The following is a 22,771-nucleotide window of genomic DNA, read 5'->3' as shown; positions in this document are numbered from 1 at the left end:
ACTTTTCTAATCACCTAGGATTCGTTACACTTTAGCGAGATTCACCAAGAGAATGAAAAAATGAAACGTGTTGTATTGTACGTCGCAGACAAATGCCCGCACTGTAAAGATGCCCAAAGGTATTTAGACTCTAAGAAAATTGTTTACCGCCTGACGAATGCAAAGATGCAGCGTGGCCGTAAAGAATTGCAAGCAATGGGTGCTCGTTCTATCCCCGTGCTTAAAATCGGCGATCAAGTGATGGTCGGCTGGAATCAGAAAAACTTCGATAAGATGTATAACTCAAAGAACACCTAACGTGCTCTGAGCCAGTCATACTTCTATACAACAAAGCCCGAATATCCAATCTAGGATGTTCGGGCTTTGTTTATTTAAATCTTACTAAATCACACATACCGCTTAACGAAATCAATAAAGGTTCGGTCTGCTTTTGACAGATACCCTTCCTTTCTCCACGCCAAAGATAGGTTCAGTTTCACAGGGTCTTTAAATGGCACGCCTACGACATCTTCCTCGTATTCTGTCACCAAGCTAAGCAACGCGGTGATGGCAAACTCTCGCTTCACGATAGAAAGAATCATTGGCAATAAATTGGTTTCGAACGCAATGGTCATATCGAGATTGTACTTCTTACAAGTCGCATCGATAAAATCGCGGTGGAAGTAGCCCGATTTGAACATGATCAGCTCTTGAGCAAAAAATTCTTCAAAGGTGATGGATGGTTGCGTTGCCAGTGGGTGATCTTTGCCAACTACAGCTAACATTTCTGAGCTTAACAGGTGGTCAGTTTCAAGATCATCAGGCACGTTTTCATGGTTGATTACGCCAATATCGAGTTCGCCGTTTAACAGCATTTCACGAATAGATGCGGTGCCTGCATCAATCAAGGTCAACTTTAGGTTTGGGTATTGGCTTTTAAAGGCCATCACGACTTGGGGAAAAAAATAACTGCCCATCATACTTGGAGCGCCTAATCGAACCTCGCCTTTCTCTAACCCCTTTAGCTCATTCATCGCGAGTTGAGCGTCATCAAACTGCTGGGCGATTCGCTTCGCATGCTCAAACAGTACCTTTCCCTCTTCCGTTAAGGTGACGGTTTTATCTCCTCGACGGAATAGAATCAACTCAAGCGTCTGTTCTAGTTTTTTAATAGAAATGCTCAATGCGGGCTGCGCGATATGCAGCGCTTTGGCGGCCTGAGTGAAGTTACCAAACTGCGCAACAGCCAGAAAATGTCGAAGAGGTTTTGATTCAAGCATGGCGATATATTTAATATATAGAGGTGATATTTTTAATATATTTTTTTAATCACACTTGTGCTGATAACTTGTTCACAAATAGCTTACTAACTCGTGCAGGCACAACGTAAATGTTTGATAAAGGCAGTCTTCAATACAAACGCATCACCCAATCATTGGCGATTGGCTCGTTTATCATTTTCTGTAACCTTTACCTCTTTCAGCCAATCTTGCCGCACATGGCGGAGCACTTCCAAGTATCTGAAACTCAGATCAACTGGTTGTTTGCTGCTACAACACTCGGCCTTTCGATTAGCTTGGTACCTTGGGCAATTGCCTCTGAAACCTTTGGTCGTAAACCCATTATTCTGTTCAGTCTGTTCGCTATCCCATTAATAGGGTTAAGCATGGTGTTCACGACTACCTTGTTGCAACTCGTTATTGCCCGCGCATTTATGGGCATCGCTGTGGCGGCGTTTGCTGGTGTGGCGGTTGCCTATATGGTTGAGGAGTTAACACCCAAAGCCTTTGCTGTCGCGATTGGAGGTTATATTGCGGCCAACTCATTGGGTGGAATCTTCGGACGTGTATTAGGCGGCTTAATTACAGACTATTTCGATTGGCATGCAACTGTACTGTTTTTCGTTGTCGGTTCATTGCTTGGTGCACTCTTTATTGCCTATCGCCTACCTGACCAACAGAACTTCAAACCTCAAAAAGGGCTGTTCTTTCATCACAACCGCTCCGTTGTAATGCACTTAAGAAACCGCACACTGTGGCTTGCCATGTTGATTGGTGGTGCTAACTTCGCGCTGTTTGTTAACCTGTACTCTGTAATGGGCTTTAGGCTAGTATCCGAACCTCACTCGGTACCCGTTGGTTTAGCTTCATTGATATTCCTATGTTACTTGGCCGGTACGGTAAGCTCTAAGCTCTCCAACAAATGGACACTTCGCTTTGACCCGTTAAGCGGAATATTGATGGGCGTGTGTATTAGCTTAATCGGAATGCTAATTTCTGCAGTCGACAAAGTTCCGTTCATGCTAGCAGGCTTGTTATTGATTAGTGGCGGCGCGTTCTTCGCCCATACCCTTGCCTACTCTTGGGTAAGTCAAAAAGCACCGAGCGCTAAGGCAACGGCAACCGCTCTTTACTTAGTACACTATTACATAGGCGGGAGCTTAGGTGGTTTCTTACTCTTGTATTGCTGGCAACTATTCGGTTGGAATGGCGTGATTGCGGGCGGTTCAATCTTCTATGTTGCGATATTTGCTTGGGTCTACCAATTAAAACAACTTCAAGTATCGGCCTCTAAACTCGCACAAGCATAACTACGACTGAGTTTGTAACTCAATTATTGCTTTTGATTAACGTCCGTTCTGATATCCTACGCAAAATTTCATTTCGGAACCTGTTATGTCGAACACTCAAAGCACAGATCTTCAAACCATCCACGACCAAGTTAAACAATGGTTAGATGATGTCGTTATTGGCCTAAACCTGTGTCCATTCGCAGCCAAGCCACAACGTAATAAACAGATTAAGATCTTTGTGAGTGAAGCGAATACGGAAGAAGCGTTATTGGAAGACATCATGACGCATTTCGTAGAGTTAGATAACACGCCTGTCGCAGAGTTGGAGACGACTTTGGTGGTTGTACCCAACATGCTGCAAGATTTCTTCGACTACAACATGTTCATTGATTGGATTGAAGCGTTGATCAAGCAAGAAGATTGGGAAGGCGTTTACCAAGTGGCAACCTTCCATCCAGACTATTGCTTTGGTGGTGCAGATCCAGAAGACGATGAAAACCTAACGAACCGTTCTCCGTACCCGGTTTACCATTTGATTCGTGAAGCAAGTATGGAAAAGGTGTTAAAGCACTACCCTAACCCTGAAGCGATTCCTGATACCAACATCGCGAGAGTTGAGTCTTTAACACCAGAAGAACGCCGTAAACTGTTCCCTTACTTGTTTAGCTAATAGTTCAGTTAATCGCTAACAAGATGGTTCAAATTCCTGAGCGCTCTTGATGATATGGACGAGAAATGAACTGATCTCGTCCATTTTGTTTCGCAATGTACAGACATTCATCGGCAACTTTGATCAGCTTATCTAACGCCGACATCCTTTCCCCTTTGGTATCCCCGGTACTCAACTCAAAATGACACGCACCGATTGATATAGTGACAGGCTTTCTATCCAGTGTGATTTTCTTCATCTCTTGCAAAAGAGTCATGAACTTATCTTCAACACAACTTGGTGTTTTATTTGGGTACCAAAGAATGAACTCCTCGCCACCAAAGCGCGCCACAAACTCACCTTCTTGAGTGTTATTGCTCAGCACGTTCGCCACTTTCTTTAAGACAACATCACCCATTTGATGACCGTAAGTATCATTAACGACCTTAAAGAAATCGATGTCGACAACCGCTAAGGTTCCCTTCCCTAAAGATCCTTTTAACTGCTCCACTTCTGCGTTCAACGTTTTGAACAAGCAACGTCTATTCGGTAAGTGTGTAAGAGGGTCATAAAGAGCTTGGTACTCTAACTTCTCATTCAGCTCTTTGAGTTTTCGTTCTTGCTGTCTTCTAACCAGCTCCACTTCAATCCATGATGCCATTAGTCTCATCACGTCGACATCGAACTCTTTGAACTCGCGATGATAGGGGGCTGGGCTTGAAAAGTTTAAAGTGCCATAAAGCTCATCATTAACGAAAATCGGGATGCCAATATAAGACTCTAAACCAAAAGACTGGTAAGCGGGATGCGTCGCATACTTATCGTGTTTGCCACAATGCTCAATGCAGATAGGACCAATCGATTTACATGTAATTTCGCAATAGGTTGAACGATAATCGAAGGTGTCACCGCTATTGAGTTCAACCCCTTCTGGCGTAACACAGTGCTCGACTAAATAAGAATTACCCTCGACTTTAGATAAAATACCGATATCAAGGTTGAAGCGTTCAAGCCCCATGATAAGCAGCTGAGCGATCTGAATATCGAAGCCCTTCCGGTAATCATTGGTGATTTGATACAAGCGACGTATAACAATTTCGCTTTCACTGGCTTGGTTCATAACTGGGATCCCACTGCAGCCGAAGTTAATGGCAACATTAATATTTGGTATATTAAGAAGAGTAAAGTGTAAAAAAACATAATAATCAATTGGTTTGTATGCAAAATACCTCATTGGTCCAATGAATAAAAGTCGACTTCTTCGACTTTGCGTTAGCACCCTATTCCTAGCTTTGGTAAAATAATCCATTAACGAAACAGAATGGATAGGAAAATGAACCTTTCTCAACTAAGCCAAGAAATCTACGATCACCTTTACCGCGACATTGAAGAGTTCCGCAGTACTTTTGATCTGCCTGTTGCTGCTCCTGAAACAATGGACGAAAAAGGCGATACGCTACATACCTCTCTAGCGATCGAAGAACTAACAGAACTTGCAGAAGCTGACTCTAAAATCGAACAAGCGGACGCTATCGTAGACAGCGTTTATGTTTTGATGGGACGTCTGGTTCACCTTGGCCAAGCTAAGGTTGAAGACAACCTAGCAATCAGCTACCTGATCGACCTACTGTTGAATGTTTCTAAAAACCGCTCAATTGACTTCTTACCTTGCTGGGACGAAGTACACTCAAGCAACATGAGCAAAGTATGTCGCAACGAAACTGAATATGCTGAAACAGAAGCTTTCTATGCTGAGCAGAACATCAAGCTGATGGCGGTTCAAAAAGGCGAATACATCATCGCTAAGTGTGCGGAAGATTTCGTATCGGAAGGCAAGACAGTTCGCCAAGGTAAAGTACTAAAATCTGTACACTACCGTCCTGCGAACCTTGAGCCACTAACGGCTTAAGTTGCACTGAGTATGAAGCTGTTAAAACGAGCAGCTCACTAAAATAGCAAACGCCACGTTTAAATAACGTGGCGTTTTATTATCTGTCAGTTAATTCTAACTGTGTAGCTAAGCGCTATACCAGTCGTGCCATATGATAAGCCGCCACATATTCGCCATTTCTGAAAGCGAACCCTGCGGACTCTCCTTCAATCACGAAACCAAACTTCTTATACAGACTGATCGCTCTTTCGTTATCGGTATACACCGTTAACTCCATTCGCTTGATGTTAATCCAGTTATCACACAAGTCGATTGCTGTTGCGAGCAGTTGGCTACCGACACCTTTGCCTAACACATCGTCTTTAACACCCATACCAAATGAAGCCACATGTCGTCTTCTTGGATTCACACACACTTCCATTCCCAAGTTGCCAACAATCTCATCGTCGATCATCGCGACATACGAGTACACGTTGTCAGGCATATTAGAGATTCGTTTTTGCCAGCTTTCCAGAGATGGATTTGGGAGTTGCAGCGTACCGGTATAAGCATTAGTGCATTCGTAAACTTCTTTTATTCCCTTTGCATCTGACGGTTCAGACCGTCTCACTATAATACTCATCGCAACTCCTACTATTTTCATCGCTAAATATGAAACACATCCTTAATGTGCACCTAGACACACTATCAAATAGTGAATATTTAACAATAGGTTAGATGAACTTATCTTATTGGGCTTAATTGATACTGAGTAAACGCCCTCTCTCAATATCTTGCTCAAGTACCTCCGGCGTTAAATCGCCATGTCCATGGTGGTCATGATTATGGTGATGACCATGATCGTGTCCGTGGGAATAACCTTTGTGTTCATTTGCTCTTTGAGCTAACTTGTGTGAGTCCAAATAGGTATCAGTTAAATCAGCACAATATTCTTCGGTCCATAAACGTCGAGCCTCATCATCACTCATGATTTGCTCGGCTTTAGGGCCCAATTTGTCCATGTAGAACATCCCCAGCTCCTCACCTTCTACATTGGCGTGGTTGATAAGGTTCATAAACGCAGGCTCTTGATTCTCATCTGATAGATGACCATTTTTGTAACACACGGTTAGGCCAATAATGTCGTCGCCAAGTTGCTCTAATTCAGGGTTAAAATGATTGTGACTGTGATTATGTTCGGCAGCGGCGACAAGCATTGGAGTAAGTAAAACACATGCGATAGCCAGTAGCTTAATGGTATTTTTCATAGGATAGACCTTCTGTATTTTCGAATACAAATTTGATTAGTTGGTTGACTTAGCTTCTTGTTATTTGAGCTAAGCTGAGGGGAACTTTAAGAGCATTTCAGCCTGAGTACCCTCTGTCTCACTACAAATAATCAATATGATTGGATAACGAGGCTCGATATAACGAGCGTTCTGTAGACAAAAATCACTTATCAACTACGATTCTTGCTGGTGCGATGGTGTAAGTCATTGGCTTCACCTCCCATTCACCTTTTGCTTCCAATGCAACCGCTAGTGCTTGCGCCTCTTCACATACCTTCGCTGGTTTTCCGTCAGCCCAGTACGATGGACCCGAGGTGTAGCCGCACATCACTGAAAACGTGTGTTGGCCATTCTTTGTGGTGTATTCCGTCATAATGACACCACCTTCTCCATGCGTTATTTTTAGCGAGCCTTCATCGGCTACATGCATTGCATCGGAAGGATTCGGTTTGACATACGTTGTGTAGGTCCCACCATCTGACATGGATTGGTTGTCATACATGGTGTAGCCTTCTTTTTCTGAAGGTAAGGTCAGTTCGTAGTTAGGATCAATATCCGCTAAACGTTCTGAGTTATTCGTCGCACCAGGTTGATAGTTGTGAGCATTTGATTGTCCGTTAGCGAAAACAGACGCTGACACTAAAGATAGAATGACGACCGCTAAAATTGATTTTTTCATAATGAACTCCAGATATTCTAAGCAAAGATGTTGTAAGCAATAGTTTTTATGATTGAGTAAGAGAATGGGTTTATTTACCTAACTTTTTAGGATGTGAGGGCAATATCAGCCCTCACTACAAATACCCTATTTGTTGTCGGTTCCTGCTCCTTCACCAGGCTCAGTTGGACGACTTACCGACTTGCGCTCAAGATTGTGGTGAGCACGCACTCTATCCATGTATTCTTGCTTGGTGTTCATACCTTGCTTCATTGCTTCTGGTACTTGTTCAGCTGGGATCACGATGTCACGGTCGACTGGCCACTCAGTTAACAGCTCTGGGTGGTAGCCTTCTGGGTAGTACAGTTTTGGATCCAACTCTAAATCACGAATCTCTTGTTCTTGTATGTCTTCACGGCTGTTTTTCGGCAGCGGGATTCTAAAGTCAGACCCATCGGCCATATCAAATTGTGGCGCTCGCGCATTCGGGAAATCAGGTAAAATACCTTCACGAACCCACGCATTATCTTTAGTCATGTTAACGACAATGCCATCTGGCGCACCGAAGTGGTAAGGCCCTTGCCAATGGTGGCGAACCTCTGCAACGGTTTCCTCATTAAGATATGGGTCGAATGTCATGTGCGTTGTCATGAACAAACGCGGTTGTACTTCATTCGCCACATAACCCGCCGCGTACGCTGGTGTATGGTGAGTATCAACGGTGTAACGTGCTAAGAATGGCGGCACACCTTGAATAATCGAAGACACACCAAACGTTTCGGTTTGCAGTTCAGTAATGAACAAGTCTGCGCCTTTTGCGTATTTCAAATCCAACTCTGTTGGGCGACCGTCTCCTGTCCAAACAAATGAAAGCACTCGGCCGTCATCTTGAGTCCAATTCAAGCGGTAACCAGACGCGCCATCTTTTGCGTGACTGCGTCGCCAGTGAATCACTTCCACATTGTCTTGGTCATAGATAACGCCACCGTCGTCGCGGAAATCAAACTCGTGTACCACTATGTCGTTGCCTGATGGGAACACATCAAATGCATCGGTGTGCCAGTTCAACATTTGCTGCATGCCTTCAATCATATGACGAGTGCCATATTCTGGAGTCGCACCACTCGGGCCATAAATGTTAAGCGGCTTTTCCCAGCGACCATTCCAACCACCAAATTGATACAGGTAAGGTAATGATCCGTAGTGATCTACGTGTAAGTGAGTAATGAAGATATGGTCGAGTTCATTCATCGCGACACCCGCCGCTACGTAGTTCGCAATTGATCCTTCACCTAAATCAAAGACAAAGTTAGAGCCGTTACCCAATTCGACGTATATCGAGGTGTTTGCCTGCCCCGGGCGAATCATTGGTGATGTCCCCATGAACGTGACACGCATTTCATCCGGTTGGACTTCTTCAGTGCGTGGGAACCAGTTGGCGCCAGACACCATGTGATCCCCATAAGGTGCAATGCCCTCAAACATCAGGCCTTCTTTCCAACCTGAATTGGTTTCTTTGCGATAGTCACCATTGTTTACACCGCCCATTAACACAGAAAGCACTTCTTCTTCTGAAGAGTACAAGTTCCCCTTAGGTTGAGTGCTCAGATACTCTTCAAGGGTTTCACCCTCGTGATATTCAAATTTCTCGAGTTTTTGAATATCAGAGTTAGTCTGCTTGGTGTTGTATTGCATCATTGGGTCAGCAGCAAAAGCGGTTGTCGTGATGATCATTGCTGTAGAGATGATTGATAATTTTGCGAAAGTTCTCATAGTTTCACCTATCGGTCTGAGTATTTAGTAAATGAATGAAGTTCCTTCCTCACTCCGATGCAAACAAGTTTATTAATAAACAGAACCTTGATATATAGTGTAAACTTTACTTAAAACCTCCATTTCATTTATGAGTCAATAACGACTCCACCATGATTTGGATGAGTGCAATAAGAATAGAGGGAACTGAATTTGGACCTTAATCTACTGACGACATTTTTGGCCGTTTACAAACACAGCTCTATCACCGTGGCATCAGAGCAGCTCGATATTTCTCAACCCGCGGTAAGCGCGGCTATTAAGAGACTCGAAGGGGTCGTGGGCAAGGCTTTATTTGTGAGAGAAGGACGAGGTATCGCGCCCACTGGAGCAGCGGTATCACTCGCTAATAAGATAGAAGACCCATTGAACATCATTGGAACGGTTGAGCAGCAAAAGAATGACCTTAAAGTCTATTGCACAGAGAGCTTGCTTCATTTCGTTAGCCAGGTTGAAGGCGTAAGCTTTACGGAAGCGCCACTCGAAGAGGAAGAACTGTTTGATGCGCTTACTGCACAAAAAGTAGATATCGTCATTGATGTACTTTCGAGTAAGAAACACTCATTGATTGAAGAAACCATCGTCGATGAGGAGCCCGTGTGTCTGACTCGAATCAACCACCCTCGAATTGGTGAGACACTAAGTAAAGAAGAGTATTTCCAAGAGGAACATATTGCGCTCAAGATCAAACGCGCCAACATGAACACGGTCGAGTTTTTATCAGAGAGCGATATCGAGCCGAGAAAAGTCAGAATTGAAACCAGCTCAATTTCAAGCATGCTGATTTTGGCAAGCACGACAGATTATATCGCCGCTTCTACTCGCTCTTTTGCAGAAATGCTTGCACCAGCGCTTGGCTTACGCGTTCACCCTATCCCCATCAAATTAAGACCGATCACGTTTCGAATGCTCTATCACCGCCGCTACGCTAAAGACGAACAGCACATCAAAACCCGTGAAGCAATCAAATCAGCATTAAGGAAACATAAATGAAACTGAGGTTTTAACTAAAGTTAACCCTATTAATATAAATTCAGTTTAATCACATACTCTCCAGCAAGTTAATTCAATAGAACGACACTGGAGAATCCATGAAAAAACTTAACCTTATTGCTCTACCACTTACGTTACTCAGCAGCGCAGCGTTTGCGACTTCGACTCAAGTTTACATCGAACAAAACGTTGCCTCTAATGCTGCTGATAACGGTGTCTACACCACAGAAGCTGGCGCATTAATCGATACCTCAGAAAATGGACAAGTCTATATAGGTTTTGATGACCAAGGTTGGTTAGCAGCGGGTTACGGCCACGACTTTCACATCAGCGAGTCCTTCACGTTCAACCTATACGGTGAACTCGGTAAATGGGACAACGGTGAAGAGTTATTAATCGAAGGTATTATTGATTACCAAGTCAATGATAACTTCAATGTATTCGGTGGATTGGGATATAACCAGTCAGGGCAAGTACTCGAGAATGTAAGCGACACCACGATCAACACCAATAAGTTCATCGCCGGTGCGGGGTACTCACTCGCAGGCTGGGATTTAGCTTATCAATACACTCACGAAAACAGTGATGGATCCAATGGCGGGTTTACCCACAACGATGACAACGTAATCTTTCATCAAGGCGACTACCGTACCAATGAGCACGAAGTCGTTCTCTCTAAAAGCATCGACGACTGGACACCCTACGTGAAATACACCTATTTCAACACCAACGAAGGTGACCTTTACTTGAACGGCCAATCGATGGGCCCGATCGACAACGACAGCATCATCACACTTGGTTTGTCTTACGACTTCTAAATATCTCAGATTCAATTCTCATAGGCAGATGGATTTGCCCACCTTTCGAGGGCACTACTATGAAAATTACTTCTCAACGTAACAAAGCCATTGATATCGCTGCAGCGATCAGTATCGTTTTGTTTTCTGCGATTCCCACCTACGTAAGTGCTGATCACTTAGACTCCCATTATCTAGAGCCGAGTTATCTAGAAACCAGCTATCTAGACTCCTCCTTCGTCGAATTCATGACACCAGATTTTGATCAGGGGTATCTTAACGATGAGATTAAGCAAAACCTTACTCTGGAATAATTCTTCAACACATTACAAAACGTTATATAGCTCTTGTTTTCTATATAACTCTCATCTTCTTATAGAGCCGTGCTGAGTGATTAAGACTCCGTTCCTGAATCACTTTTTCTAGGCTGATGACATTCAAAACCGCAAATGCAGACGCTAAAAAAGACACCACACTCGTCAAAAAGTGTGGTGTCTTGGTTATTATTGCAAGGCTAATTAACTAACAATAGTTAAGATTAGTTGGCTGGACGCCAAACGCCCCATTTGTCATTTTCGTAAGTCGCTTTAGGGTTAGTACCACCTTGAACCCACCATTGTGCTTTCCATGACTGGTTCGAGTAAGTCACGACTTCGCCACCAAGGTAAGTCGCTGATGAGTCCCACGTACCTGGATCTGGCGTAGGGTCTGGGTCAGGAGTCGGATCAGGATCCGGCGTTGGATCTGGGTCTGGTGTTACGCCACCGTCATCAGCAATTACTTCAAAAGTGAAGGTTTCAACACTGTCGCTTTCAATCGAGCTAGCCATAAACGATAAAGTTTCGTTTGCAGTGATGCCAGTGGTATCAACTACGATAGAAGCCGTGCCGTTATTTTGAATGCTTACAGAAGTACCTTGAGTTTGAGTCAATGTCGCCGCTTCGCTTGTTGCAATTACAACTTTGTCGCCAGCATTCACTACGTTGTCACTCTTCACTAGCTCGTAGATGTCGCCTTTTAATGGTTCAACACCACCGTCGCCACCATCAATCAGCGTTAACTGACCAGAAGCACGGCTATCTTTTGAGTTAAAGAAGTTACGTGAAGGATCGTTTTGGAAGTACATGTAGTGCTGCATTTCAGCGTGCCAATCACCAATGAAGATCGCGCCATCTTTAAACTCTTCGTGCCAGCCGTTAATCTCTGAAGCCAACAAGCGAGCCCAATCGTTAACGTTTGAAGCGTCGATAACGATGTCGAAGCTACGCGCGACTTCACCGTACTTGTTGATGATGTCGTACTTAACCGTATCACCAATTTCTGGCGTACCAAACTGGTCAGAAACAAACAGGTCGCCACGGACTAGATCAGGTTGAGGTGTAGGCTCTGGTGGAGGGGTTGTGCCACCCGCGATAGTGATGTCTGAACAGTTGTAGAAGCCTTCGCCCGCAGCATCATCACGTTGCCAACGAACGAATAGAATCGCATCGCCAGAACGGTCTGAAGGAATAGTGACATTAATGCGGTACTTGCCGCCATTAACCGGAACGTTACCCTCTTCTTGGATAAGATCTAAGTCTCCCCACGCTAGGCCTTGGCTCAGGTCGGCGTTTGGTTTGGTTAGGTAGAACTCCCAGAATGACGGGTTGTGTGGTGCAGTCGCATTGAATACATATTCAAATGTACCAGTGCTTAACTCGGTGCGAGTCCAACCTGTATGAGGTGCACCCATGCCACGTTTTTGCGAATCATTGGCGTAACATAACGTGCCGTCTGGAATCGCCGCTTTCACTGCATTGATGTTGTTGAAGTCTTGAATGTTTTTCGCATACTCGTTGCGTTGAACGAACGGATATGACCCTGAAATCTCTTTTGCTTGAGCACATGCTGCATTTGGTGGTGTACCCGACCAAACCCCGCCTTGTTCATAGCACGTATTCTGACGTGCACTTGGAAATTCAGACCAGCCATGAGCGTTTGCTACTGATGGTACGCTGGATAGCATAGCCATCCCCACTGCTATTTTTAGAATATTATTATTTGCTGTTTTCACTTTCCCACTCTCTATTATTTTACCCCCATATGAAATATTGATTGGACATTTACTAATCAATATTGCAGTTCGAGGGTTTATAGTTTCTGACTTAAAGAACACGGAAAATATATACGTCATAACTATCAATAAAAGTGGGATTTATTTTGAAAGGAATCAGAATCACACAACTCAAAGAAATGCGTTAGAGATAGATGATATTGGTTCGAATTATCAATTTTTACCGACAAAAATTACGCATTCCCTAAGAAAATAGATCGCTAGGAAGGTATTTTTTCATTGAATTAATTGGAGTGGAACGCTCGCATAAATAATGATATTGAGTGCTTTTTATCATCATTATTATTACGTTGTTGAGACTGCTGTAAAGTCGCTAAGCTATTGAGCGTATACGTTTATAAATGGATAAATCATTAAACGTTAATTTGAACGAGCTAAACTAATAGCGGCTATTCATGCCAAATCGATTCGACATATCATCGTCCATACGACCGCCCTTCCAACCGCCACCGCCCAACAAATTAAGTACATCACGCGCGTTATATTCCTCACCACCGAAGAAGTCATTAGACACATTATTACGCAGCAATTGAATGGCTGGAGCAATTTCAGCAGCAAGGTCTTGTGGATCAGCAAACAATGCTAAGGCAACCAGTTGTTGGCGCTTACTTAATTCACATGAACTCGTTTCTACTTGCCCAATAGAGAAAAAGTCACTGCTTCCGTACGCTTTCACCAACTTTGCAGAAAGTGATTTGATTACTTTCTTGATTCGTCGTCGTTGAATATATCTAAACATATAGATTGCCTTGTATTGATGAGCTTAAGTTAACCAAACAGCAGATAAGTTTGATTGTCGACCGAGATGCTTTTTACTTGCGTGTTAAATACGGATTCTAGCTGTTCAGGCACAAGCACTTGCTCTGCACTGCCAGATGCTTGTAGTACGCCCTTTTCGAGCAGCAGTACTTGGTCGGCATGCCTCAAGGTTCGGTTCAGGTCGTGGTTAGCCATAATAACCGCAATGCCCTTCTCAGCCACTCGTTCAATGAGCTTATACAGCAACGCTTCTTGAGCAATATCCAACGGCGCTGCAGGTTCGTCTAGGATCAGGAGCTTTGCGTAAGGATTGAGCGTCGGCCAAATTTGCAGGCACATTCCCGCCAAACGAACGCGTTGCCATTCACCACCAGACAGTGTCTGAATTGAACGATGAAGTTTGTCTGTGATGTCCAACATCTGGCTTATCTCTTCCAAAGCCGTGTTGATTTCAGTATCAAGGCCATGTGATGAACTTGGCAGTGATAACGCAAGGTATTGGAAGACTTCCAAGTTGAAGGCGGGCCTTGCACTTTGACAAAGATAAGCGCGATGCAATGATAAATCTTGTAGTGATAATACTGACAAGTCTTGTCCGTCGAACTTTATATCACCTTTGTAGCCATCACCAACGCCAGATATCGCTTCTAATAAGGTACTTTTCCCACTGCCATTAGGACCGATGACATGAGTCACCTGCCCTTGCTTGAGCTCAAATGATAGTGGTAATAAACGAGCGCCGACGCTCAGGCTCTTAATTTGAATCATGATTTTTAATTAACATCCAAATGAAGATTGGTGCACCGATACTGGTTGTCATCACACCCAAGGGTAATTCCGCAGAATCGAGTAATGTACGTGCGCAAATATCAGCAAACACCAGTAACGCGGCACCGGCAACGGCAGACAAAGGAAGAAGGTATCGGTTGTCGGTACCAATCGCTAAACGGAGTAAGTGTGGCACAACCAAACCCACAAAGCTGATCACGCCACCTAACGCTACTGCGCAGCCGACTAAAATAGACACAGCGAAGATTAAACGCCAACGTAATCTCGGAACGTTCACGCCTAACTGCGCAGCATGGGTCTCGCCAATCATGAGTTTGTCTAGCTTGCTACCTTGCAGGCACAGCCAGATAATAACGGGGATCATGACTAACGTGAGCGAGTGTTGGTACCAAGTTACACCACCCAAGCTACCCATTAGCCAATACATCAATAAGCGTAAGCTAAGATCATCACTAAAATAGAATGCCCACGTCACCATCGCACCAGAAAGAATACCTAACGCCACGCCCACCAGCAAAAGTTTCGCGGTAGTGAGTCGCATCGTTTTTACCATGCTCACCAGTATCACGGTGAAACAAAGCGAGCCTAAAACGGCGGCAATCATAAATAATTCAGGCGTAGGAGCAAACGGCAAGAAGAACAGCACGATCACCATCGCCAAGCTTGCGCCACCAGAAATGCCGAGCACACCTGGCTCTGCTAATACGTTACCCAATAAGACTTGTAAGCTTGCGCCAGATACAGCTAACCCAGCCCCGATCGCAATAGCCGCCAATAGTCGAGGTAAGCGTAAATCAATCAGTAGTTTTTGTTCTAACGTGGACAAGGTGTCCAGAGGGGAAATGAAGAGATCGCCAACCATTAGGTAAATTGCACTCAGCGCGACAAGCAGTGCTGCCATCAGATAAATGGCTCTAGTCCATTTGCGCTGTTTTTGGTGAAGAAGTTGTTGGAAATCCATATCAAGCTACTTTGAAAATGTTCGCGTAACCTTACCTGTATCCCCAAATAAACTCAAGGCTCACACCGTAATGTGAACCTTGATATTTCAACCAGTTGAGCGGTTGTTTTCGTCGTTTAAACCCGAGTCGATATTAATCGTACACAAGCTGACCATGGTCGAATCGCGTTTCAACTTCACACACCATTAAGGCTGCTCGTTGACCGATAGCAACATTACGATTAGGGAACACCACCGCTTCGTTTTCATTCTTAGCCATTAACGGTTTATCACCATCATGACCGAATACTTCACCGTGCTTGAACGCGGTAAAGTTCTCTACAGAATCTGAGAACATGAAATCGAAGTCATCATGTAAACGAACAATGGTTCTGCTCACGCGATAAGTGATGGTTCGCTTAGGTAAATGCTCTGGCTCAACTTCAGCAATCAAGTTACGCATCGCCAAGTCAAAAGCCGTTAGCTTATCAAGTTGGTTCTCACCAATTCTCGCGACCTGCCCTAGTTCCATTGTCAGTGCTTGCGCTTCGAAGTTTTCAGCACTGTACCAACTGAATGTACTGGTTGGCGCATTTGACAACAACACTGCTTCCACGTGCGCACTGTTAATGAAATCAAACAGCTCTTTACTGCGTACTTCGTGGCGAACTTTAGGGCTCACTGCAAACGAGTAATGCTTAGATAAACGGATTGCACAGTGCAAATCTAGATGCCAACGAGTGGCAGGTTCCGTTTCTTTGTAAAACTCAGTCACCAAGAACTTCAAGTTCTTCGCGATATCCACTTCTCGATTGCTCTCGTACTGCTTTTCATCAAACAGACGATTCATGTTCACATCAAGAAAACGAGTATGCGCGTTAGTGGCTTCTGGGTGAGCTATGATAAACAAGCATCTCGCGTTTACTACTTGGAAACCTGTTTCAATATCCTCAATGAGCTTATCGATCAGCTCCATTGGTGAAGTTTCGTCGCCATGAACACCGGTTGAAAAAATGATGTTCTTGGTTTCAGAATTAAAATCCGCGGGAATCACTTCCAAGACACCGCGTTGATGAAGCTTAATTTGAACACCGTTACTCAGTACGGTCTGTCCTGCAAACACTTCTTGCTCAAGATCTAGGCTGTCAAAAAGAAATGATTGGCGAAAGAGGGTCTTCGTCATGCGCTACTCCTTAATTGCACGGCCTTATGTTAATAAATTGTACATAGAAATTGTGTTGCTAGGATCGCACTTATCAACAGAAACTCCGTTATCACTCACAAATACTACCCATATATTTTTATATTACCTGCTGACTTTACTAACCGACATCTGTTCCAAATAACTTTCTCTATTTAAAGAGACTTTTGGTTGTTTCGGCTTATCTCAGGTTATGCCAGCAAGATAAGAGCCACGTAAGCTAACACAGCTCTTACCTGCTATGAACAGATTGAGATCAATTAATCTTCCTGATCGAGCAATCTTTCAAATTCATCGATTTGAACTTTGACCATGTCGATGCTTTGTTGCCAAAAATCAGCTTGAGTCAGGTCCATTCCTAAGTGCTTTTGAACGACTTCTTCCGCCATCATGCTGCCCGTATCACGAAGCAACGAAACGTAATCGCCGTAGAATTGCTCACCTTTCGCATCGCGCTGAGCGTAAACACCTTTACTGAACAGGTAACCGAACAAGTATGGGTAGTTGTAGAAGCTTACTTGAGAGATGCTGAAATGCAGTTTGCTCGCCCAGAAGTAAGGGTCAGCTTCTGTCATTGCATCGCCATACCACTCTTTCCAAGTCGTTTCCATCAAGTCACACAGCTGCTGAGCCGTTAGCTCGCCTTTTTCACGCTGCTCGTAGAAGGCTTTTTCAAACTCAAAACGAACGGGAATGTTCACCATTAATGCCAAAGAAGAAGAAAGCTCTTCCCACAGCATTTCAAGTTTCTCATTACGTGTTTGTGCTTGTTTTAACAAATGGTCTCGAACGATATTTTCAGCAAAGATCGAAGCGGTTTCTGCTAGCGTCATTGGGTAGCGTGTTTGACACAACGGCATGTCTTTCATCACCCAGTTGTGGAACGCGTGGCCTAACTCGTGTGCCAATGTCATTAAATCTGAGCGGCTACCGCTCCATGTCATGAACACAAGCGGAGTGCGTGTAGCAGCAAACTTGGTGCAGTAAGCGCCTAAACGTTTGTTGGCTGCTGGTGCGGCATCAATCCAACCATTATCAACCATCAAAGCGACAAAATCAGCCATCTCTGGATTTACTTCAGCGAACGCAGTTTTGATCACGTCGATCGCCTCATCAAATGGGTAAACCTTAGATTCAGCGTCACCCAGCGGCGGCATCGCAGCTAAGTGATTCCAAGGCTTCATTTCATCTAGCCCGTGAACTCTTGCCATTAACAAACCTGCTTTCTGACCAACAGCTCGATTAGCTTTCGCTACCGACATCATGGTGTCTAGCGTTTCTGGCACAATGCGGCTGCCGTGTAGGCTTGGATCTAGGAAATGCACATCGCTAATCTTCGAACGCTTTTTGTTTTCAGTCAGTCGCCAACCCGCCAATGCATTTAGAATCGAAGCAAAAGACTCTTGGTGCGTTTTCATCGCACCTTGAACCGCGCGCCATGCTGGTTCTTGTTTGTCGAATTCGCTGCCGTACAACAGGCTCGCGGCTTGTGAAAAGCCTAGGGCTTCCTCTTCACCGTCCAGCTTTAGCGACAGTTTTAAAGATCCGGTTAGGTTATCGTATAAACGACCCCATCCGTCACGACCATCAACCTTCATCGCTGCCAATAACTGCTCTTCAGCAACACTGAGTCGGCTGCTTGATAACTTACGAGAGCTTTCAATCGCAAAGCGCTGCCCTGCTACGTCCGCACTATCATGCTCTAATACTGCATCAATAAATTCTGGTTCTGCGTGAATTAGCGTATCTTCGTAAGGGCTGAACGCTTGAGACATTTCAGAGTTCAGCTTCGCTACACGACCAAGCAATGCTTTCGCTTCTGTGTGTGTCGCGTCGACCGATGCGTGGCAATTAGCGAAGGTGTTGATTGTACTCAGTAACGTGCCTGCCGCTTCTGAAGTCTGAATCGCGTTTTGCATCGCTAGAATGATATGACGCTTTTCAACGTGTAGGTTCAACAGCTCAATGCACTGCTGAATGAGTTCAATGTCCTGTTCGATTTTTGCATCATTAAGATCGCTATAAGCAATGCTTAGATCCCAACTTGGTGTTGTCATGACTAAATTCCTTTCACGTAGGTAGTAATACCAATCAGGTATAGCGGCTGTGAACGCCGCTTTATACTTCTATTTATATTTCTGTTTCTATTTACAGATCTAAAAGATTGTTAATTCTTAAACTGTGTTTTTTGAACACTCAGAGAACAGGTATCCCTATCGATTTAACGCTGATAAAGCTCTGCGCAAACTGAGTGATTTGAATATGCGTTATCGATGCGTTTTCTATCGATAACTTCGAGTACAAACTCGGGTTTTTCCAATCAATATTAAGGCAGTGCGCTAGCAGTATGCGAATCACACCACCATGAGTAACCAACAATATGTTGTCACTTGAATCATTCAAAAGTTGCGACCAAGCTTGAGTTACTCTGTCGTGGAAGCTCTGTAAACTTTCTGCGCCAGTTAATTGATGATTAGCAGGGTCTTTCCAAAAGGTTTCTAACATTCCCCACTTGTCTTCAAGTTCATCAAATGGGACACCATCTACTTCACCGAAGTTCATTTCCTGAAAACCCGATGCAACTGATAAAGGCACAGACATACGCTCTGCAAACAAGCTCGCGAGATCACCACATCGTCTTAGTGGAGAGCTAACCACGCTATCAAAGGTAATGTCTTGTGTAGTTAGTGCCTCACATATCTGTTCTTGAAGATCAGAGTTGACCAGCACATCAGATAAACCATTGAGCGCAGCTTTTCCTTCGACTTTGCCATGTCTTAACAAATAGATGTTTTTGGTTGTTCCATTGACCATGTGTGCGACCTAGCCTTGAATATCAAGCAAGTGATTAGATGGTTTTAAGTGCAGCGGCAATCCGGCAGCAACCAGCGTGACGCGCTCAACGACGCGAGCTAGCGCTTGGTTCATTCGTCCTGCATTGTCCACAAACAAGCGAGACACTTTACCCAGCGGCACCACACCTAAACCGACTTCGTTAGAGACCATGATAATTTGCGCCGGACTTTGCTCGACGCTTTTGACCAATACTTCAACCACGGCTTCAACCTGTTCATTAGTTGCGTCATCACCCAGTTCAAAGATGATGTTGTTCAACCACAAGGTTAGGCAATCAATCAATACCACATCTTCTTTCTCAAAAGACTGCAGTTTTTCGGCTAATTCGACGGGTACTTCATGCTCAATCCACTGCTCGCCACGACGTTGTTGATGGTGCGCGATTCGTTCTCGCATTTCATCATCAAGATATGTCGCTGTCGCAATATAATTGAGGCGTCCATTTGAACATGCTTCAAGCGCACATAATGCTTGTTGCTCTGCAAAACTAGACTTACCAGAACGAGCCCCGCCCAATACCAAATGGCTGTTTCGCTGACTTGCTTGATTAATTTGATTAGCTTGAATAGTTTCACTCGTGTTGGTCATAGGAAGCCGTTATAGAAAGCCATTGTAAAATGCAGTAATGAATACAAGGTAAGTCAGCAACTCCATTAACTGTTGAGCCGCACCCAAGCAGTCCCCAGTAAAGCCGCCAATTCGAGCCGTTAACCACGTTTTAAAACCTGTTCTGAACAGATAGGCGACGACAGATAAAACCAAAGCGAATTCAAGACCAAACCACAGGCTAGGCAGCACGCCTACCAGCAACAAGAAGACAAGTTCGCCTTTGGTTTGCTTGTTGGCCAATGGTTTACTTTTACTGGTATCTAAATCACTGACATAAGGCATGTCGTAAATTAGCGATGCAGCAATCGCGCGGCTAAAGGTATAACTGGTCACGATTACCATAAACAGTCCCGTCATGCTTATGAGTTCATTCAACAGCACCCACTTGCCAAGCAGAGCCATAATCAGAGCAGACGCACCATAAGTACCGATTCGACTGTCTTTCATGATGGTCAAACGGCGTTCTAGGGTCATGCCGCCACCAATGCCATCGGCCATATCAGTCAAACCATCTTCATGGAATGCGCCAGTGAGCATCAGGCTAAAACTCATCATCAAAAAGATCGCTACTGCACTCGGCAGTACCACATCAAGTAGCAAGAACACACCGCCACACAGAACACCAAGCAACAAACCAACCGTTGAAAAGTAGCGACCAGAACGGTTCATTCGCTCTGTAGAATAGGGCGTGTTTTTCGGCATTGGCAAGCGAGAAAAGAAACCCATCGCCAGCGCAAAAAGCTCCCACTGATAAGTAACTCGATCTTTCAACGATCTTTCTGGTGCATCACTCATTAAACCGTGACTCCAGCACTTTCGAAGCTCGCCATGTTGTTATAGAACTCGGCTGCCGCACGAATGATTGGCATAGCTAGCGCAGCACCTGTGCCCTCGCCTAATCTCAATCCAAGATCGAGCAGTGGCTCAGCGTCGAGCAGCTCTAACAGAATTTTGTGTCCTGACTCTTCAGAGCGATGGGCGAAGATCATATAGTCTCGGCAACTCGGTTCAATTAAAGTCGCGACATACGCCGCAACCGACACGATAAAGCCATCGACTAATACTGGGGTTTTGTTTTGGTAAGCGCCAAGGAAAGCACCGACCATTTGAACGATTTCATAGCCACCGACTTGTGCGAGTACCTCTTTAATATCTTTAACTTCATTCGCATCTAAACCTTTGCAACGCGCGACACCTTGCTCAACCACAGCCACTTTACGTGCAAGCTGTTCGTTGTTGATACCAGTGCCTAAGCCTACACACTCTGCAGCAGTTCGGTTTGCTACCGCACTTAAAATCGCTGACGCACTACTGGTATTGCCGATGCCCATCTCACCAAACATGATGATATTGGTGCCATTCGAAATAGTTCTAGATACAAGCTCTGAACCTAGTTCAATCCCACGTTCGACTGTTTCTAAACTCATTGCAGCTTCGTTGGCAAAGTTATTGGTTCGTGTACCCAAACGCTGGGAGATCAACATTGGGCTATCAGATTCGACTGGTAACAATATTCCCGTGTCGACTACCGTAATATCGATGTTGTTCACCGCACAAAAACAGTTAATCGCCGCGCCGCCGCTTAAGAAGTTCAATACCATCTGTTGTGTGACAGCACTCGGGGCAATACTCACACCTTCATCTGCAATACCATGATCACCTGCAAAAATGATGATACTTGGCTTATTCAATTCGATGTGTTCAACCGCAGCTTCTTTGCCTTGGCTCTGAATCAAAGCCAGTTGATGTGCGACTTTTTCTAGTAAGCCAAGTGCGCCAAGTGGCTTGGTTTTTTGGTCAATTCGGTGTTGGATGTACTGCGAGTATTGGGTATCTAACATAGTTTTTAAAAACGCTTATTCTGGGTACGTTGATATAGGGCTGCTACTTAGGTATTGCTACTTAGGGCGTGCGACAGAAAACACATTGGAAAGCGTGGCGTATTCACCGCCACCCAATCGAGATAAAGGATCAAGTGCTAACGCGTCGATCTTAAGACGCTCACTGTCTTTGTCGATCACGTCTTCGGAAATGTACACGGTTTCGACTTGAGCAAAGATAAGGCTTTGTGGCACTTCTCCAACCTCTTTTACTTCGTACAAGGTGCATCCAAAAGCGACCGCGCACTCTTTCAATCTCGGTAAAGAGAAGCCTTCAAATTCAACCAGATCAATGTTATTCGCGGTGACTTCCGAATCACCATGTTCAAGGGTAGCTGCTGTCGCCGTCATGGTTTCGGCAGAACTTGAAGAAGCAATGTGAATCACTAGCTTACCCGTTTCTAGGGCATTACGAGTGGTATCTTTGATTTCGCCGGACGGCTTCTTCCCAACCGATAACATCAGTAACGGCGGATTACTAGAAACAGGCGTGAAATAAGAGAAAGGCGCGAGGTTGTACTCTTGGTCAGAAGATTCCGTCAATGCCCACGCAATCGGGCGAGGAACAACGGTTTGTGTCATCAGGTGATAAATTTGAGTGGGAGCAAGAGTATCAAGCTTGAGGTTCATAGCACGTCCTTGGTCTATGTGAATTACGACTCAGTTTACGTGTTAAGCAAGGCTGTATCTATGGCTATGTGGCAGAAACCGCAGAGAGTGTTCTTAATTTAAACAGATCACACTGGTTTTTTCTCAGATTGACAGTCAAATTGACGAACCCTAAAACACAAATAATACTGATAATAGATTTATCAATAACTTACATTTTGGCATCGTTTATGCCTTATCTAAATTACTTATTAATCTCTCCATTGATAAGTACCCATACAGTGAATGCCCACAACACTGACGCTACACGAAGAAAGACAATCGATTGAAAGACAAAACAGAACAACGATTTAGGAGGTGTAATGATTCCAAATTCAAGTAAAAGAAAACCAAATA

General features: G+C 44.4%; 24 protein-coding genes. 7 read left to right on the top strand and 17 right to left on the bottom strand.

The annotated features are described in order from the left end of the window. The first annotated feature begins 60 nt into the window (after nucleotides 1–60). Nucleotides 61–297 carry a glutaredoxin family protein gene (locus tag BCU07_RS05300; RefSeq protein ID WP_016786183.1) on the top strand — a complete coding sequence of 79 codons (237 nt, stop codon included), beginning with the start codon at nucleotides 61–63 and terminating at the stop codon, nucleotides 295–297. Nucleotides 298–386: 89 nt separating this feature from the next. Here the strand turns inward: BCU07_RS05300 and BCU07_RS05295 are convergent, their stop codons facing one another. Beyond that, nucleotides 387–1,259 carry a LysR family transcriptional regulator gene (locus BCU07_RS05295; RefSeq protein ID WP_102427814.1) on the bottom strand — a complete coding sequence of 291 codons (873 nt, stop codon included), beginning with the start codon at nucleotides 1,257–1,259 and terminating at the stop codon, nucleotides 387–389. Nucleotides 1,260–1,369: 110 nt separating this feature from the next. Between BCU07_RS05295 and BCU07_RS05290 the strand changes: the two genes are divergently transcribed. Both BCU07_RS05290 and BCU07_RS05285 read left to right on the top strand, forming a co-directional pair. Next, nucleotides 1,370–2,569 (top strand): MFS transporter, encoded by a 1,200-nt coding sequence (locus BCU07_RS05290; RefSeq protein WP_017070902.1) that lies wholly within the window; start codon nucleotides 1,370–1,372, stop codon nucleotides 2,567–2,569. A gap of 85 nt (nucleotides 2,570–2,654) precedes the next feature. Next, entirely contained in the window at nucleotides 2,655–3,221 is a 567-nt protein-coding gene (locus tag BCU07_RS05285; RefSeq protein WP_017096948.1) for a DUF1415 domain-containing protein, read from the top strand. 28 nt (nucleotides 3,222–3,249) lie between these two features. Here the strand turns inward: BCU07_RS05285 and BCU07_RS05280 are convergent, their stop codons facing one another. Beyond that, nucleotides 3,250–4,320, bottom strand: coding sequence for a diguanylate cyclase domain-containing protein (locus BCU07_RS05280; RefSeq protein ID WP_102333263.1), 1,071 nt, complete (start codon nucleotides 4,318–4,320; stop codon nucleotides 3,250–3,252). Between the two features lie 213 nt (nucleotides 4,321–4,533). Between BCU07_RS05280 and BCU07_RS05275 the strand changes: the two genes are divergently transcribed. Continuing rightward, a complete protein-coding gene (locus BCU07_RS05275; protein WP_017059167.1) occupies nucleotides 4,534–5,109 on the top strand; it encodes a nucleoside triphosphate pyrophosphohydrolase family protein in 576 nt (191 codons plus the stop codon). 115 nt (nucleotides 5,110–5,224) lie between these two features. Here BCU07_RS05275 and BCU07_RS05270 read toward each other — a convergent pair whose 3' ends face one another. The 4 genes from BCU07_RS05270 to gntH form a co-directional block, all read right to left on the bottom strand. Beyond that, on the bottom strand, nucleotides 5,225–5,713 hold the full coding sequence (locus tag BCU07_RS05270) for a GNAT family N-acetyltransferase (protein ID WP_017068284.1): 489 nt from the start codon (nucleotides 5,711–5,713) through the stop codon (nucleotides 5,225–5,227). Nucleotides 5,714–5,828: 115 nt separating this feature from the next. After that, nucleotides 5,829–6,338, bottom strand: a complete 510-nt coding sequence (locus BCU07_RS05265; protein ID WP_017059165.1) for a hypothetical protein — start codon at nucleotides 6,336–6,338, stop codon at nucleotides 5,829–5,831. A gap of 184 nt (nucleotides 6,339–6,522) precedes the next feature. Further along, a complete protein-coding gene (locus tag BCU07_RS05260; protein ID WP_017068282.1) occupies nucleotides 6,523–7,038 on the bottom strand; it encodes a hypothetical protein in 516 nt (171 codons plus the stop codon). 126 nt (nucleotides 7,039–7,164) lie between these two features. Continuing rightward, nucleotides 7,165–8,790, bottom strand: coding sequence for a guanitoxin biosynthesis MBL fold metallo-hydrolase GntH (gntH, locus tag BCU07_RS05255; RefSeq protein WP_017068281.1), 1,626 nt, complete (start codon nucleotides 8,788–8,790; stop codon nucleotides 7,165–7,167). Nucleotides 8,791–8,982: 192 nt separating this feature from the next. On the opposite strand from gntH, the gene BCU07_RS05250 reads away from it, so the two are divergent. From BCU07_RS05250 to BCU07_RS05240, 3 genes are all read left to right on the top strand, one after another. Further along, entirely contained in the window at nucleotides 8,983–9,822 is an 840-nt protein-coding gene (locus BCU07_RS05250; RefSeq protein WP_017068280.1) for a LysR family transcriptional regulator, read from the top strand. Between the two features lie 98 nt (nucleotides 9,823–9,920). Then, entirely contained in the window at nucleotides 9,921–10,640 is a 720-nt protein-coding gene (locus BCU07_RS05245; protein ID WP_017068279.1) for a hypothetical protein, read from the top strand. Between the two features lie 59 nt (nucleotides 10,641–10,699). Continuing rightward, nucleotides 10,700–10,933, top strand: coding sequence for a hypothetical protein (locus BCU07_RS05240; protein WP_102427813.1), 234 nt, complete (start codon nucleotides 10,700–10,702; stop codon nucleotides 10,931–10,933). A 224-nt stretch (nucleotides 10,934–11,157) separates the two neighbouring features. Here the strand turns inward: BCU07_RS05240 and BCU07_RS05235 are convergent, their stop codons facing one another. From BCU07_RS05235 to BCU07_RS05185, 11 genes are all read right to left on the bottom strand, one after another. Then, nucleotides 11,158–12,624, bottom strand: a complete 1,467-nt coding sequence (locus BCU07_RS05235; protein ID WP_102427832.1) for a lytic polysaccharide monooxygenase — start codon at nucleotides 12,622–12,624, stop codon at nucleotides 11,158–11,160. A 487-nt stretch (nucleotides 12,625–13,111) separates the two neighbouring features. Then, on the bottom strand, nucleotides 13,112–13,471 hold the full coding sequence (locus tag BCU07_RS05230) for a DUF6559 family protein (RefSeq protein ID WP_102320089.1): 360 nt from the start codon (nucleotides 13,469–13,471) through the stop codon (nucleotides 13,112–13,114). Between the two features lie 29 nt (nucleotides 13,472–13,500). Further along, complete coding sequence (btuD, locus tag BCU07_RS05225) at nucleotides 13,501–14,259, bottom strand: vitamin B12 ABC transporter ATP-binding protein BtuD (RefSeq protein ID WP_102427812.1); 759 nt, start codon at nucleotides 14,257–14,259, stop codon at nucleotides 13,501–13,503. Beyond that, nucleotides 14,246–15,241 carry a vitamin B12 ABC transporter permease BtuC gene (gene btuC / locus BCU07_RS05220; protein ID WP_102427811.1) on the bottom strand — a complete coding sequence of 332 codons (996 nt, stop codon included), beginning with the start codon at nucleotides 15,239–15,241 and terminating at the stop codon, nucleotides 14,246–14,248. Before btuC ends, btuD begins: the two co-directional genes overlap by 14 nt. 133 nt (nucleotides 15,242–15,374) lie before the next feature. Further along, on the bottom strand, nucleotides 15,375–16,403 hold the full coding sequence (locus BCU07_RS05215) for a succinylglutamate desuccinylase (RefSeq protein WP_017059157.1): 1,029 nt from the start codon (nucleotides 16,401–16,403) through the stop codon (nucleotides 15,375–15,377). 278 nt (nucleotides 16,404–16,681) lie between these two features. Then, entirely contained in the window at nucleotides 16,682–18,478 is a 1,797-nt protein-coding gene (locus BCU07_RS05210; RefSeq protein ID WP_017066161.1) for a M3 family oligoendopeptidase, read from the bottom strand. A 139-nt stretch (nucleotides 18,479–18,617) separates the two neighbouring features. After that, complete coding sequence (gene cobC / locus BCU07_RS05205; protein ID WP_017059155.1) at nucleotides 18,618–19,235, bottom strand: alpha-ribazole phosphatase family protein; 618 nt, start codon at nucleotides 19,233–19,235, stop codon at nucleotides 18,618–18,620. 9 nt (nucleotides 19,236–19,244) lie between these two features. Next, the gene (gene cobU / locus BCU07_RS05200; protein WP_102427810.1) at nucleotides 19,245–19,865 is read right to left on the bottom strand and encodes a bifunctional adenosylcobinamide kinase/adenosylcobinamide-phosphate guanylyltransferase; all 621 of its coding nucleotides are present in this window, start codon (nucleotides 19,863–19,865) and stop codon (nucleotides 19,245–19,247) included. 9 nt (nucleotides 19,866–19,874) lie between these two features. Then, on the bottom strand, nucleotides 19,875–20,681 hold the full coding sequence (locus tag BCU07_RS05195) for an adenosylcobinamide-GDP ribazoletransferase (protein ID WP_017066160.1): 807 nt from the start codon (nucleotides 20,679–20,681) through the stop codon (nucleotides 19,875–19,877). Beyond that, complete coding sequence (cobT, locus tag BCU07_RS05190) at nucleotides 20,681–21,727, bottom strand: nicotinate-nucleotide--dimethylbenzimidazole phosphoribosyltransferase (protein ID WP_102427809.1); 1,047 nt, start codon at nucleotides 21,725–21,727, stop codon at nucleotides 20,681–20,683. The genes BCU07_RS05195 and cobT overlap by 1 nt, the downstream gene beginning before the upstream one ends. 57 nt (nucleotides 21,728–21,784) lie before the next feature. Further along, complete coding sequence (locus BCU07_RS05185; RefSeq protein ID WP_017065519.1) at nucleotides 21,785–22,396, bottom strand: flavin reductase family protein; 612 nt, start codon at nucleotides 22,394–22,396, stop codon at nucleotides 21,785–21,787. Nucleotides 22,397–22,771 lie beyond the last annotated feature (375 nt).

Source organism: Vibrio sp. 10N.261.54.E10, assembly GCF_002877735.2.
Lineage (GTDB): Bacteria > Pseudomonadota > Gammaproteobacteria > Enterobacterales > Vibrionaceae > Vibrio > Vibrio crassostreae_C.
The sequence above is the reverse complement of the archived record's forward strand: the minus strand, read 5'-3'. Positions and strand labels throughout refer to the sequence as shown.

Excerpts from the sequence above, each read along its gene's own strand:
- BCU07_RS05295 (WP_102427814.1), bottom strand. The coding sequence starts at position 1,259 with ATGCTTGAATCAAAACCTCTTCGACATTTTCTGGCTGTTGCGCAGTTT.
- BCU07_RS05185 (WP_017065519.1), bottom strand. The coding sequence starts at position 22,396 with ATGAACCTCAAGCTTGATACTCTTGCTCCCACTCAAATTTATCACCTG.
- BCU07_RS05210 (WP_017066161.1), bottom strand. The coding sequence starts at position 18,478 with ATGACAACACCAAGTTGGGATCTAAGCATTGCTTATAGCGATCTTAAT.
- BCU07_RS05300 (WP_016786183.1), top strand. The coding sequence starts at position 61 with ATGAAACGTGTTGTATTGTACGTCGCAGACAAATGCCCGCACTGTAAA.
- BCU07_RS05285 (WP_017096948.1), top strand. The coding sequence starts at position 2,655 with ATGTCGAACACTCAAAGCACAGATCTTCAAACCATCCACGACCAAGTT.
- BCU07_RS05245 (WP_017068279.1), top strand. The coding sequence starts at position 9,921 with ATGAAAAAACTTAACCTTATTGCTCTACCACTTACGTTACTCAGCAGC.
- btuC (WP_102427811.1), bottom strand. The coding sequence starts at position 15,241 with ATGGATTTCCAACAACTTCTTCACCAAAAACAGCGCAAATGGACTAGA.
- cobC (WP_017059155.1), bottom strand. The coding sequence starts at position 19,235 with ATGGTCAATGGAACAACCAAAAACATCTATTTGTTAAGACATGGCAAA.
- gntH (WP_017068281.1), bottom strand. The coding sequence starts at position 8,790 with ATGAGAACTTTCGCAAAATTATCAATCATCTCTACAGCAATGATCATC.
- btuD (WP_102427812.1), bottom strand. The coding sequence starts at position 14,259 with ATGATTCAAATTAAGAGCCTGAGCGTCGGCGCTCGTTTATTACCACTA.
- cobT (WP_102427809.1), bottom strand. The coding sequence starts at position 21,727 with ATGTTAGATACCCAATACTCGCAGTACATCCAACACCGAATTGACCAA.
- BCU07_RS05195 (WP_017066160.1), bottom strand. The coding sequence starts at position 20,681 with ATGAGTGATGCACCAGAAAGATCGTTGAAAGATCGAGTTACTTATCAG.
- BCU07_RS05265 (WP_017059165.1), bottom strand. The coding sequence starts at position 6,338 with ATGAAAAATACCATTAAGCTACTGGCTATCGCATGTGTTTTACTTACT.
- BCU07_RS05215 (WP_017059157.1), bottom strand. The coding sequence starts at position 16,403 with ATGACGAAGACCCTCTTTCGCCAATCATTTCTTTTTGACAGCCTAGAT.
- BCU07_RS05280 (WP_102333263.1), bottom strand. The coding sequence starts at position 4,320 with ATGAACCAAGCCAGTGAAAGCGAAATTGTTATACGTCGCTTGTATCAA.
- BCU07_RS05235 (WP_102427832.1), bottom strand. The coding sequence starts at position 12,624 with ATGCTATCCAGCGTACCATCAGTAGCAAACGCTCATGGCTGGTCTGAA.
- cobU (WP_102427810.1), bottom strand. The coding sequence starts at position 19,865 with ATGACCAACACGAGTGAAACTATTCAAGCTAATCAAATTAATCAAGCA.
- BCU07_RS05260 (WP_017068282.1), bottom strand. The coding sequence starts at position 7,038 with ATGAAAAAATCAATTTTAGCGGTCGTCATTCTATCTTTAGTGTCAGCG.
- BCU07_RS05290 (WP_017070902.1), top strand. The coding sequence starts at position 1,370 with ATGTTTGATAAAGGCAGTCTTCAATACAAACGCATCACCCAATCATTG.
- BCU07_RS05240 (WP_102427813.1), top strand. The coding sequence starts at position 10,700 with ATGAAAATTACTTCTCAACGTAACAAAGCCATTGATATCGCTGCAGCG.
- BCU07_RS05275 (WP_017059167.1), top strand. The coding sequence starts at position 4,534 with ATGAACCTTTCTCAACTAAGCCAAGAAATCTACGATCACCTTTACCGC.
- BCU07_RS05270 (WP_017068284.1), bottom strand. The coding sequence starts at position 5,713 with ATGAGTATTATAGTGAGACGGTCTGAACCGTCAGATGCAAAGGGAATA.
- BCU07_RS05230 (WP_102320089.1), bottom strand. The coding sequence starts at position 13,471 with ATGTTTAGATATATTCAACGACGACGAATCAAGAAAGTAATCAAATCA.